Origin of the sequence: Arthrobacter sp. C9C5 (assembly GCF_013359735.1) — a bacterium.
Lineage (GTDB): Bacteria > Actinomycetota > Actinomycetes > Actinomycetales > Micrococcaceae > Arthrobacter.
In genome coordinates this window covers 109,055-121,125 of the sequence record NZ_JABFMX010000005.1, presented here as the reverse complement: position 1 = coordinate 121,125, position 12,071 = coordinate 109,055, and the positions used below count along the sequence as shown (strand labels likewise).

At 69.4% G+C, this 12,071-nt stretch carries 10 protein-coding genes; 4 read left to right on the top strand and 6 right to left on the bottom strand.

The features are described 5' to 3' along the window. Positions 1-76 precede the first annotated feature (76 nt). The 6 genes from HNO80_RS05570 to mtrA form a co-directional block, all read right to left on the bottom strand. The gene (locus tag HNO80_RS05570) at positions 77-1,318 is read right to left on the bottom strand and encodes a winged helix-turn-helix domain-containing protein (RefSeq protein ID WP_175321839.1); all 1,242 of its coding nucleotides are present in this window, start codon (positions 1,316-1,318) and stop codon (positions 77-79) included. A gap of 29 nt (positions 1,319-1,347) precedes the next feature. Then, positions 1,348-2,067, bottom strand: coding sequence for a ribosome hibernation-promoting factor, HPF/YfiA family (gene hpf, locus HNO80_RS05565; RefSeq protein WP_175321838.1), 720 nt, complete (start codon positions 2,065-2,067; stop codon positions 1,348-1,350). A 174-nt stretch (positions 2,068-2,241) separates the two neighbouring features. Next, positions 2,242-3,183, bottom strand: coding sequence for a ComF family protein (locus HNO80_RS05560; protein WP_349627232.1), 942 nt, complete (start codon positions 3,181-3,183; stop codon positions 2,242-2,244). 98 nt (positions 3,184-3,281) lie between these two features. Then, positions 3,282-5,000, bottom strand: a complete 1,719-nt coding sequence (locus HNO80_RS05555) for an LpqB family beta-propeller domain-containing protein (RefSeq protein ID WP_175321837.1) — start codon at positions 4,998-5,000, stop codon at positions 3,282-3,284. Then, positions 4,997-6,742, bottom strand: a complete 1,746-nt coding sequence (mtrB, locus tag HNO80_RS05550; RefSeq protein WP_175321921.1) for an MtrAB system histidine kinase MtrB — start codon at positions 6,740-6,742, stop codon at positions 4,997-4,999. Before mtrB ends, HNO80_RS05555 begins: the two co-directional genes overlap by 4 nt. A gap of 175 nt (positions 6,743-6,917) precedes the next feature. Then, positions 6,918-7,592 (bottom strand): MtrAB system response regulator MtrA, encoded by a 675-nt coding sequence (gene mtrA, locus HNO80_RS05545; protein WP_175321836.1) that lies wholly within the window; start codon positions 7,590-7,592, stop codon positions 6,918-6,920. Between the two features lie 263 nt (positions 7,593-7,855). Between mtrA and HNO80_RS05540 the strand changes: the two genes are divergently transcribed. From HNO80_RS05540 to HNO80_RS05525, 4 genes are read left to right on the top strand one after another with little or no spacing between them, the layout of a single operon-like run. After that, complete coding sequence (locus tag HNO80_RS05540) at positions 7,856-9,097, top strand: DUF7847 domain-containing protein (RefSeq protein ID WP_175321835.1); 1,242 nt, start codon at positions 7,856-7,858, stop codon at positions 9,095-9,097. Further along, positions 9,094-9,807 carry a DUF4129 domain-containing protein gene (locus tag HNO80_RS05535; protein WP_349627231.1) on the top strand — a complete coding sequence of 238 codons (714 nt, stop codon included), beginning with the start codon at positions 9,094-9,096 and terminating at the stop codon, positions 9,805-9,807. Before HNO80_RS05540 ends, HNO80_RS05535 begins: the two co-directional genes overlap by 4 nt. After that, a complete protein-coding gene (locus tag HNO80_RS05530; protein WP_175321834.1) occupies positions 9,804-10,961 on the top strand; it encodes a DUF4350 domain-containing protein in 1,158 nt (385 codons plus the stop codon). The genes HNO80_RS05535 and HNO80_RS05530 overlap by 4 nt, the downstream gene beginning before the upstream one ends. Beyond that, positions 10,958-12,070 (top strand): AAA family ATPase, encoded by a 1,113-nt coding sequence (locus HNO80_RS05525; RefSeq protein ID WP_175321833.1) that lies wholly within the window; start codon positions 10,958-10,960, stop codon positions 12,068-12,070. Before HNO80_RS05530 ends, HNO80_RS05525 begins: the two co-directional genes overlap by 4 nt. Position 12,071 lies beyond the last annotated feature (1 nt).

Sequence of the window (12,071 nt, the reverse complement as noted above, 5' to 3'; positions counted from 1 at the left end):
GCTCCCAGTCTCAAGCTGCCGAATTCCGGCGTGTTTAGTCTACGGGAGAGACGCAGGGCGGGACGCGCCTGTTCCCTCAGAGCGGATGCAGGCCGGCCACGGCCTGCATTAGCGCCGGCGCCAGGTCCCCCACGGGGGCGACAACGACCCGGTCCAGCTCCAACCACTCTGCCATGAGCTGCAGTTCCTCGGCGAGTTCGACGGCGGTGTCGGCCGGCGCGCCGGGCTCGGCGTGGCTGGCCCGGGCGAGCAGGCTGCCGGTCGCCCGGTCCGCCTTCAGGTCCACGCGGGCCACGATTCCGTCGCGCAGCAGGAAGGGCAGCACGTAGTAGCCGTAGCGGCGCTTGGCCTCGGGGGTATAGATCTCGAGCCGGTAATGGAAGCCGAATAGTTCCTCCAGCCTGCGGCGTTCAAAGACCAGCGAATCGAAGGGGCTCAGCAACGCGCGGCCGTTGGCGGCGCGGGGCAACCCGGCGTCGGCGTGCCGGTACAGCGGCCTGTTCCAACCGGCCACCGTCACCGGCTCCAGCCGCCCGGCGCCCACGAGGTGTTCCACCGCGACGGCGGCGGCGCGCAACGGGGTCCGGAAGTAGTCCGCGAAGCACCGCACGGTGCCGATCCCGTGCGCCTGGGCCGCGGCGTCGATCAGCCGGATCATGGCGGCCGCGGCATCCGGCTCCCGGCCCGCGGCGGGTGCTGCCTGCGCGGCCGGACCGCCGGCAGCCAGGACCCTCGAGGTCAGCGTATAGCGACGTTCGAAGGACTCGGTCCGGGAGGCGGCCGAGACCAGGCCCTCCTCGAAGAGGTGCTCAAGAACCCGCTTGACTGCGTTCCAGTTCCACCCCCAGTTGTCCTTGGGCCGGTCCTCGACGTGGCCCAGCCTGGCCGTGAGTTCGGCGGCGGTCAGCGGCCGGCCCGCCGCAAGCGCCTCCAGTACCCGCTGCGCCACATCGCTGCGCAGCTCCGGATCCATGGCATGGGCGCCGACCCATTTGCGGTTCTGCCACAGCACGAGATCCTGGAAATGCTCGGGCCGGATGAAGCTGGCCTCGTGGGCCCAGTACTCCATCATCCGTCGCGGGTGTGTCCCCGCCATGCGGTGCAGGATGGTGCGGTCGTAGTTGCCGAGCCGGGAGAAGAACGGCAGGTAGTGGCTCCGCGAGAGCACGTTGACGGAATCAATCTGGACCAGGTGGAGACGGGCAAAGGTACGGCCCACCGCCCGTGCGCTCACGGGTGCGGCGGGCCGGACCTTGTCCAATCCCTGGGCTGCCAATGCGATCCGCCGTGCCTGATTGAAGCTCAGCGATGCGTGCACATCAGTCCCTTCGTCGGATGGTCACCAGCTCAGGCGCTGGCGGGCTCATCCTCTGAACGATAAGCGATGATCTTTTCTTCCAGCGGAGCCTCGCCCGGTTCGCAGGTCTGGTCCAGGCTGATCACGCCGTAGGTCCAGCCTTCACGGCGGTAGACGACCGACGGGGCCTTCGTCTCCTTGTCCACGAAGAGGTAGAAGTCATGGCCTACGAGTTCCATGTTGTCGACGGCGTCGTCGAGCGACAGGGACGCCGCGGGAAAGACCTTCCGGCGGATCAGCACGGGCGAGTCGCCGGCCGGAATGTCGTTTTCCACCTCGTACGGCGACTTCTCGGCGGACCGGGGCTGCGGCGGATGGCTCGCTTCCTCGTAGATGGGCTCGCTGGTGCTGGCTGGTTCCAGGGTTGCCGTCGCCTCGGTGACGGATATCGGAGTGTGCCGGCCGTGGTGGACCTTCTTGCGGTCCTTGGCACGGCGCAACCGTTCAAGAAGCTTGTTGTAGGCCAGGTCGAACGCGGCAAATTTGTCTGCGGCGCTGGCTTCGGCACGGATCACGGGCCCTCGGCCCAGGACGGTCAGCTCGACAGTGAGCAGTTCTGCGGTCTGCCGGGCCTTGGTCTCCTTGGTAACCTTGGCGTCCACCCTCTGGACCTTGTCCCCCAGTGATGCGATCTTCGAGATCTTTTCGTCGGCGTATTCGCGGAACCGGTCCGAGACCGTCAAATTACGACCGCTGATCATGAACTCCATGGTGCCCTCCAAATGACTTCGGTGACACGACGGCGGCACTTCCCGGGGCTGATCTGACTGACAGTCGAGCCCCTTTCCGAGCCGCTATCGACAGGTACATCTGTTCTTGGTACCCATGTTCGACGTTAGTTCATGGACCCCTGTTATTCATCTTTTTTTGGTTTATTTTTTTCCTCACGGCCGGGGTTCCCCGCCAGCGGCGGGGATTGACACGGCAAAGTTGTACCGGGCGGGCGGGCGTGTCGCCGCGAGCACCACCGCGCCGCGGACCAGCCCTCCCGCGGCGTGCAGCGCGCGGGCCGCTTCGGCCAGCGTGGCGCCGGTGGTGAGCACGTCGTCCACGACGATGCAGGGCCGACCGTTAAGCTCCGGCGGGCGGAGTCCGCCCTTGATCCGCATGGAACCGCGTACCCGTCGGGTCCGGGCCGCGCGGCCCAATCCCTTCTGCCCGCCGGGCCAGCCGGCCGCCAGCCCAGGTCGGCCCCTGGGACCGTTTGGGCCGGGCCGCGTCTTGCGGAGCACGTCGGCGACGTCGGCTCCGGCCAGGGCGGGGCTTCGCCGGGCCCGCGCGAGCAAGAGGTGGACCGGGCTGAAGCCCCGGCGTCGAAACGCGGCACCGCTGGTAGGCACGGGTACCAGCAGGATTCCTTCCGCCCGGCCGGCCGCGGCGCCGATGGCTTTGACGAGGGCCTTGGCCAGTTCCTCGGCCAGCTGACGCTGGCCGTGCCTCTTGAAGGACAGCAGGGACTGGGCCAGCTCGCCCCGGTAGACCCCGGCTGCCACGACCGGCAGCAGGACCGAGCCGTCCATGTCCACGAGGGCAGGGGCCCGCCCTTCGGCCCGGAACGGCCGCCGCGTTAGTTGGCGGACCCGATGGGCGCAGCCGGCGCACAACGTCCTGTCCTCCGCGCCGCAGCAGACGCATTCCACCGGCGCTGCCAGCGCCAGCAGCTCCCCGGCGGCTGTAGCGGCACGGTCCGCGATCCGCTCCGTCCAGCGTCCGTAGCCACCACGGTGTTTCGCTGCCGGCGCCACCGGGGCAAGGTCCGGGTCGACGGCGCGGATCCTGTTGCTGTTTCCGGTGCGGTCTCTGGCGCGGTGCCGGCGTTTGTTCACCCTTTAAGGCTGGGCGCCGCCGGGCTGCCGTGGAAGCCCTCCCGGCTGCTATGTGGACATCGGTCCGGCGCCCTCCGGGTCAGCCGGGTCAGCCGGGGTCAGCCCGGGAAGGCGGGGTCGATGGCGCCCTTGAGCTGCGGCGACCAGCCGTTCCCGAGTCGCTGGAAGATGCCCTCCGTGGACTGGCCGTAGATCTCCGTCGGTCCGTTGCCTGCGCTGAGCGCGGTTAGCCCCGGCCAAGGTGCCAGCTGCTGCGGCGCTCCGGAGGTCAAGGACAGCAGCTCGGGCGTGACGTTGTCGTTCGCCGAGCTCTTCATCACGGCGACGGTCGTGTCGTTGACCCAGACGCCCCGGTCGGGGGCACGGGCTGACAGGAGTGTGATCGGCGCGGTGAGGTCCCGTGGGGTGCCGTCGCCGTTACGGATGATGCCGGTGATCTGGACGCTGGTTTTGCCGTTCAGCTCCGAGATGACCAGCGCACGGGTTCCTTCGCGCGAGACCCGGAACTCCTTGATGCTCCGCCCGGCGAGCCAGGGCGGGGTCATGGTCACGGCAGGCACGTTCGCTCCCGGCGCGGTTCCGGCCGGATGGTAGGCGAGAACCTCGGTGGCCCCGTTGCTGCCCGGCCCGGCGGTCCAGACCCAGTCGTAGCGGTCGAAGGACGGCCGCGACAGGCCTGCCCGGGTGGTGAGGGCACGCGCCGGCTGGCCCGGCAGGATCGAATACAGCGTGGTGCGGCCGGCGTTGAGGAACGCCGCGGCCTGCGACACCGGCGATTCGGCGGGCATGCGCGGCGCCAGCGCCCTGACGGACTGGATGTCCGGCAGCGGGCCCAGCTTGTTGTTCTCATAGCGGACCAGGTCGTTGTTGCTGACGGCGATCTGGTGGGCGGGAACGTCCTTGTCCCGCACCGGGGGCAGCACGGAGCCGTCGTCTTCGACCCGGACTAGGTCCTGGTTCGCCCGCAGCTCCACGTTGATCACGTCGGGCTGGCTGCGGAAGGTCAGTGCCAGCTGGGTCTGCATGCGCAGCCGGTCCTCGTTGGACGCGTCCACGAGCTCCTTGGCAGTGAGGTCCACCTGCGCGGCGCCGGAGACCACCGGCACCGACTCGCGCGCCAGCTTCATGCCCGAAGGGAAGGCGCTCACGACGGCGCCCTTCAGGTAAGGGGCCGGGCCGCCGAGCAGGGCGCTGGTCATGGCCTTGACGGTCTTCTTTTTGATGAACCAGCGCATGTCCGGCACCGCGTAGGTGAAGGTGGGGTCGTAGAAGTAGATGGGGTAGGCGCCGTAGATGACCTTGAACGTCTGCTCGGGGATGGCGGTGCCATCAGGGATTTCCGCGATCCTCCACTCGCCGTCGACCTTTGTCAGCGTTGCGGGGATGCTTTCCTTGGAACCTTCCGGCAACGGTGTGGCGATCCCGTCGGCGTCGACCGAGTAGGCCAAGTCCAGTTCGTAGTTGAAGACATTTTCGACGGCGGTGCGCACCACGCGGGCGGAACGGAAGACCAGCACCCGCTGGTCCGGCTTCCACTTTACCGAGGAGGCCTGGGTGAGGTACTGCCGGGCCACGGCATAGTCGTCCTCGTAGCCGCTGCCCGCGAGGTAGAAGTCCTCGATCATTGCCTCCGGGCCCGCCCCTGCCCGCGGAGCCACAGGGAAGAAGACCGGTGCGTTGTTGGGCTTTCCCGCGCTCTCATCCGTGCTCTTGCCCACCGGGCCGGAGCGCGGAATCTGCGCGCACGAGGTCAGGAGAATCAGGACCAGCGCCAGCAGGGCCCCGGCGAGCCTGGTGAGTTTCCCGGCACCTCTCATGGCTGCTCCTTCGTTGCGTCGGGGCCGGACGGGGCCGAACGGGCCTCCGTGACGGCTGTCTCCAGCAGCAGCATCGTCCGTTCACGGACGGCGCCGGCGGGCCCGACGTCGGCGGGTTCCAGCTGAAGCGGTGACCTGGTGATCGTATCGCCCTGGCGCAGCGGCAGGGTCAGGCGGAAGTTGGAGCCTCTTCCCTTCTCTCCCCAGGCCTGCAGCCAGCCGTTGTGCAGCTTGGTGTCCTCGGTTGCGATGGACAGTCCCAGCCCGCTGCCGCCCGTGGTGCGGGCACGGGCCGGGTCGGCGCGCCAGAAACGGTCGAACACGCGCGCGGCCTCAGCGGCGGTCATGCCGATTCCGTGGTCCCGGACGGCGACGGCCACCGCGGTGTCGTTTGCCGCCACGGAGATGTTCACGGGCCGGCCCTCGCCGTGCTCCAGCGCGTTCAGGACCAGGTTCCGCAGGATCCGGTCGATCCGCCGGTCATCCATTTCGACAATGATGCTGCCCGCGGGTGCATTCAGCGTCACCTCCGAGCCGTATTCGGCCGCCACCGGGGCCACCCCCTCGATCACGTGCGAGACGAGCTGGACGATGTCGGTCGGTTCGGCGTCGAGCATGGCCACGCCGGCGTCGAACCGTGAGATTTCCAGCAGGTCGGCCAGCAGCGACTGGAAGCGTTCCACCTGGTTGTAGAGCAGCTCAGCGGACCGCTTGTTGATCGGGTCGAAATCGTCACGGGCGTCGTAGAGCACCTCCGCCGCCATCCGGACCGTGGTCAGCGGGGTGCGCAGCTCATGCGAGACGTCCGAGACAAACCGCTGCTGCATCTGGGACAGGGTGGCCAGCTGGGTGATCTGCTCCTGCAGGCTGGCGGCCATGTGGTTGAAGGACGCGCCCAGCCGGGCCACTTCGTCTTCGCCCTTGACCACCATGCGCTCCTGCAACTGGCCGGCGGCCAGCTTTTCGGAGACGACGGCGGCGTGGCTGACGGGGCTGACCACATTGCGCGTAACGTACCAGGCCACGGCGCCGATCATGAGTGCCAGCGCGGCGGCACCGGCCAGCAGGACGTTCTGGATCTCGTCCAGGGTCTTTTGCGCCGTGTTGAGGTCGTAGATGAGGTAGAGCTCGTAGACCGTGCCGTTGAACGTTACCTTGTTGCCGACCGCGATCCCGGGGCGGTCCTCGGTTCCCACCGGGAATTCCGTGGAGGCCCAGAACTGGTCTTTGCCGGAGTCCTGCACTGCCTTGCGCAGCTCTGGCGGGATCACACTGATAGTGAGCTGGTCGGAGGCGCGCGACTCGACCCACCGGTTGCGCGGCTTGGTCTGTTCGGGCATGGCCTCGAAGACGTAGCGCCGCTGGATCACCGAGCCGCGGCCCTCCACGGCGTTCAGGGTGTCGTAGACCAGGGTGATGACGCTGGATTGGTCGGTGACCTGAGCGCCGTCGAACGTGTCCTGGACCTGCTTGACGTTGTAGCGGGTCTCCGACTCCGCCTGGGCCAGCCGCTCCTGGAAGAGGTTGTTGGCGATCTGGTTCGAGAGATACGCGCCGACGACGGCGAAGGAACCGATCGCGAGCATGAGCGTGGTCAGCACGGTGCGAAACTGCAGGGACCGCCGCCAGCGCCGGTGCACGGCACGCAGCAGATACCTGGTTGCCGGGAGGATGCGGGACGCTCCGGTGCGGACCAGCCGGGCGACGCGGGCGGTGACGATCCGGGCCCGGCGGGTCCAGATGCGGGCCCTGAAAAGCGGGGTCTGTCCACGGGGCGACGACGGCGCCGCCTGGCCTTCAGGCGCAGCGGCCTCAGTCGCGGCAGCCTCCGGCTGGCCGTCCGCCGGGCCGGCGGTTTCCGGGCGATCAAGCCGGGCAGCGGTCTCCGGGGCGGTCCCCGGCGGGCCGTCCGCCGGCTCAGGAACCTGCTTTGTAGCCGACACCACGGACCGTCAATACAACTTCAGGGGCTTCCGGATCGCGTTCGATCTTCGAGCGCAGCCGCTGGACGTGGACGTTGACCAGGCGGGTGTCCGCCGCGTGGCGGTAGCCCCAGACCTGCTCCAGCAGCAACTCCCGGGTGAAGACCTGCCAGGGCTTGCGCGCCAGGGCGACCAGCAGGTCGAATTCCAGCGGGGTCAACGAGATCCGTTCGCTGTTGCGGCTGACCACGTGGCCGGCGACGTCAATCGTGACGTCCGCGATGCGCAGCGTCTCCGGCGCCTTCTGGTCGCCGGGACGGAGCCGGGCCCGCACCCGGGCCACGAGTTCGGCGGGCTTGAAAGGTTTGGGAACGTAGTCGTCGGCGCCGGACTCGAGTCCGCGGACCACGTCGGAGGTGTCGGACTTTGCCGTCAGCATGACGATCGGGACATCAGACTCGCCGCGGATCTGGCGGCACACTTCGATGCCGTCAATGCCGGGAAGCATCAGGTCCAGCAGCACCAGGTCCGGCTTGGATGAGCGGAAAACCTCCAGGGCCTGTCCACCGTCCGCGCAGAAGACGGGGTCGAAGCCGTCGTTGCGCAGCACAATACCGATCATCTCGGCCAGCGCCTCGTCATCGTCCACAACCAAAATCCGTGCCTTCATAGGTTATATATTCCCCTATTGAAATGGCTTTGTCGTATTCGGGCAGTCCCCGGCATGGCGCGGGCGATTGCGCCCGCTGCGGCACCCGGGGTGGTCCCGCCGCAAATTTGGTGCCGCGACTTGGCCCGAATGCTTGCGGCCGGCCGTCGAAACTATAGGCTGGGGGCAAGCCTGGCCCGGACTCACGCCGGGACGCGCGGGCGGCAGGGCAACAGGTCCCCGGCCGCGTGCATCCGGTGGGCAATTTCTTGGGGAGGAAAAGCTTGTCCGAGCAGGAACCTAGCGAGCCGCAGCAATGGGGCGGCCAGCCGCAATGGGGCACCACCCCGCCGGCCCAACAACCCGCTTGGGGCACCACCCCGCAATGGGGGCAGCAGCCGCAGTGGGGCGCTCCTCATCCCGGCCCCCGCTTTTCCGACCCCTACGTCACCTCCCCCTACGGCCAGCCGCGTTACGTCGCGCCGCCCAAGCCGGGCATTGTGCCGCTGCGTCCCTTGATGTTCGGCGAAATCCTCGACGGCGCTTTCCGGACCGTAAGGCGGAATCCCGCGGCCATGCTGGGGGCGGGCGTGATCGCCCAGGCCCTGACGTCTGTCACTTCCGCGCTGGCCCAGACAGGTGCCCTCTTCGGGGGATCAGGCGCACCGTGGCCGGGCAACATGGGTTCGTCGCAAGCCACGGCGTTCGCCTTCGGCACCGCGGCCGGCGTCGGCGCCCTGTTGTTCCTCCTGACCGTGCTGATTTCGGTGGTCATGCAGGGTGCCATGGCGGTCCCCGTGGCGCGGGCACTGCTGAACAGGCGGACAAGCTTCCGCCAGATGTGGACGCTCTCCCGTTCCCGGACCGGCGCCCTGCTGGGACTCGCAGGCCTGCTGATCCTGGGTGTGGCCGCCGTCGTCGCCCTCGCGGTGGTGGCAACGATGGCACTGATTGCGGCCATGGACCGCGCCGCCGTGCTTGCCGTGGTGCTCCTGTTCTTCGGCCTGATGATTGTGCTGCTCTGGCTCGGCATCCGGTTCCTCGTCGCGCCGGCGGCGATTGTGGTGGAGGAGATCGGCACTTTCGCCGGGCTGCGCCGTTCCTGGCAGCTCACGGGCAGAAACTGGTGGCGCATCCTGGGCGTCACCCTGGTGGTGGGACTGCTCGTCGGGGTTATCACCCAGATCGTCCTCATTCCGGTAAGCCTCTTGGGCAACGCCGTCGGGTTTACCGTCTTCTCCCAGGGTGGCGAGGGTGAGTCCCAAGTGGTCCGGATCCTGGTCGCCGTCGTCGGCACCGCGGTCACCGCGCTGGTGGCCGCCGTGGGCTACGCCTTCCAGACCTCAACCGTTGCCCTGGTCTATCTGGATCTGCGGATGCGCAAGGACGGACTCGATCTGTCCCTGCTGCGGCAGCTGGAGACGGGCAGTGACCCGGAGGGGGTCCCGGGACGGACCGCGGCCATCCGCGGGGACACCTCCACCTGGCAGCAGCCTCCCTACGGTCCTCCCCCGGTTCGGCGGTGACGGCCGCCCCCGTCCTCGCCGCCGAGCGTGCGGTGGCGGTACTGTCGGCCCGGCTACAGCCGGAACCTCCCGTGCTTCCCGACCGGGACGATGCTCGCCGCTGGGCGGCGGAGGAGCTCGCGAAGGCCCCGTACCGCGAAGCCGAGCCCAGCTGGCTGGACAAGGCACTTGCCGAGTTCGGTCGCTGGCTGCGCTCCTTGTCCGGCGACGGCACCCCCGGCGCCGACGGCGGCTATGCCGTGCCGCTCCTGCTGATCATCGCCGCCGTGATCATCGCCGTCGCGGTTCTGGTGGTGCGGCCGCGGCTCAACGCCCGGCGGCCCGCCGCCAAGGACGTGTTCGACGCCGATGCGGCGCTAAGCCCGGACGCGCACCGCGAGCGGGCTTCCGCCGCCGCGGCTCGCGGGGACTGGTCCGCCGCCGTCGTCGAGCAGTTCCGCGCCCTCGTGCGGGCGGCGGAGGAGCGCACCGTACTGGATCCGCAACCCGGCCGGACCGCCAGCGAGGTCGCCGCCCGGTTGGGCCGCGCCTTTGGAGCCTACGCCCGCGAACTGGAGGAGGCGGCGCTCACTTTTGACGCCGCCCGGTACGGCGGGGCGGACGCCGGGTCGCCGGACCACGCGGCGCTCGTCCGGCTCGATGCGGCGCTGGCCGGCACCACTCCGGATTATCGGGGCACCGGCTCGGACGCGCTCGTCAGGCCGCTGTGAACAGCGCAGCGGCGCTGCGGCGCGCGGTCCGCCGGCACCGCACCTGGGCCATCCTCGGCGTCGTCTTTGTCGCCGCCCTCGTCCTCACGGCGGTGCTCCAGCTGCAACCCCACGGAGATCGGACCCAGCTGTCCATCCGCAATCCCGCCCCTGAAGGAGCGCGCGCCGCCGCGGAAATCCTTGGCCGCCATGGCGTCGCCGTGGAGCAGCGGGACTCTTTCGAATCGACGATCCAGACGCTTGAAAGCGCCAAACGCGCCGGCGAGCGCAGCACTGTCCTGCTCTACGACCCCAACGGCTACCTCGGCCGCGACCAGTTGCAGTACCTGGGCGGCGCCGCGGACCGGCTGGTGGTGATCACGCCCCGGTTGAACACGCTGCAAGGCGTAGGCGGCGGGATCGTGCAAGCCGGAGTGGTTCGGGACGGCACCGAGGTGCTCGCCCCGGCTTGCGTTATTTCGGACCCCGCCGCCGCCGGCACGGTCTCGGCCGCGAATGGCTACCTCTACGACGGAGAAGTGGTCTGTTACGCGCCGCGCGACGGCGGGGGCGGCCTCTACGCCGGCAGCGAGGACGGCCGGACGGTGGTCCTGGGCAGCACCGAAATCTTCAGCAACGGGGCCCTCGCCGAACAAGGCAACGCCGCTCTTGTGCTGCGGGCCCTCGGAGCGGAGCAGCGGCTGGTCTGGTACCTGCCCGGGATCGCCGATGTTCCCGCCGCGAAGAAACCGGTGACCCTCGATGAGCTGGCCGCGCCGTGGACCCACGTCCTTGGGCCCTGGCTGGCGTTCGTAGCTGTGCTGGCAATTTTCTGGCGCGGCCGCAGGCTTGGCCCGCTGGTCTTCGAGCCGCTGCCCGTGGTGGTCAAGGCGGTGGAGACGGCTGAAGGACGGGCCCGCCTGTACCACGACGCCCGCGCCGTGGACCGTGCCGCCGACGTCCTCCGGGCCGGCACGCTGGTGCGGCTGGCCAGGACCCTCCGGCTGGGACCGGACGCCGGGGCCGCGGCCATCATCGACGCGGCCGCCCGGCACCTGGACCGGACTCCGGAAAGCGTCGCCGGTGTCCTCGACGCCGAACCCCGGGCCGAAGCCGAGCTCGTGCGCTGGGCCCAGCAGCTGGAAAGACTAGAGAAAGAGGTACACGCCCGATGAACGATCAGCCAAGCGTCTCCACCGGCCCCGCCGCAACAGCCGCTGCCGGACCCAACACTGCCGCCCCCTGGCCCGCGCCACGGCCCGCCGCGCAACAGGCGCCGCAGCAGGCGCCGCAGCAGGCAGCGGGAACCCACGGCTACTGTGACGCCGCGGACCGGGACCCAGTCCGCCAGGCCCTGCTGGATGTGCGCCAGGAGGTCGCCAAGGCCGTCGTCGGGCAGGACGCCACCGTCACCGGGATGCTGATTGCCCTGCTGTCCCGGGGACATGTGTTGATTGAAGGGGTGCCGGGCGTGGCCAAGACCCTGCTGGTGCGCAGCCTCTCCGCCGCCCTCAGCCTCGATACCAAGCGGATCCAGTTCACCCCGGACCTGATGCCCGGCGATGTCACCGGCTCGCTCATCTACGATTCGCACACCTCGGAGTTCAGCTTCCGCGAGGGCCCCGTCTTCACCAACATCCTGCTCGCGGACGAGATCAACCGGACGCCGCCCAAGACGCAGGCCTCGCTTCTGGAAGCCATGGAGGAGCGGCAGGTGTCGGTCGACGGCGTCTCGCGCCAGCTTCCCGCGCCCTTCATCGTGGCGGCTACGCAAAACCCGGTGGAGTACGAGGGAACCTACCCGCTGCCGGAGGCGCAGCTGGACCGCTTCCTGCTCAAACTGACCATGCCGCTGCCCGGCCGGGAGGACGAAATCGAGGTGATCCGGCGGCACGCGGCCGGCTTCGATCCGCGCAACCTGGCCGCGGCCGGCGTCCGCCCGGTCGCGGGTCCCGCCGAGCTGGAGCAGGCGCGGCAGGCTGTGGCCGCCGTCGAGATCGGCCCCGAAGTCCTGGCCTACATCGTCGACGTCGTCCGCGCCACCCGTTCCGCGCCGTCGTTCCAGCTGGGCGTCTCGCCGCGCGGCGCCGCGGCCCTGCTGAACGGCTCCCGCGCCTGGGCTTGGCTCTCCGGCCGTCGCTTCGTCACCCCCGACGACGTCAAGGCCCTCGCGCTGCCCTGCCTGCGGCACCGGGTGGCCCTGCGCCCCGAGGCGGAGATGGACGGCGTGCACGTCGACGGCGTGCTGGGCAGCATCCTCGCTTCCGTGCCGGTGCCGCGCTGAG

Bases quoted from the DNA above. Each gene is read 5' to 3' on its own strand.
- hpf (WP_175321838.1), bottom strand. From the start codon at position 2,067: ATGGAGTTCATGATCAGCGGTCGTAATTTGACGGTCTCGGACCGGTTC.
- HNO80_RS05555 (WP_175321837.1), bottom strand. From the start codon at position 5,000: ATGAGAGGTGCCGGGAAACTCACCAGGCTCGCCGGGGCCCTGCTGGCG.
- mtrA (WP_175321836.1), bottom strand. From the start codon at position 7,592: ATGAAGGCACGGATTTTGGTTGTGGACGATGACGAGGCGCTGGCCGAG.
- HNO80_RS05525 (WP_175321833.1), top strand. From the start codon at position 10,958: ATGAACGATCAGCCAAGCGTCTCCACCGGCCCCGCCGCAACAGCCGCT.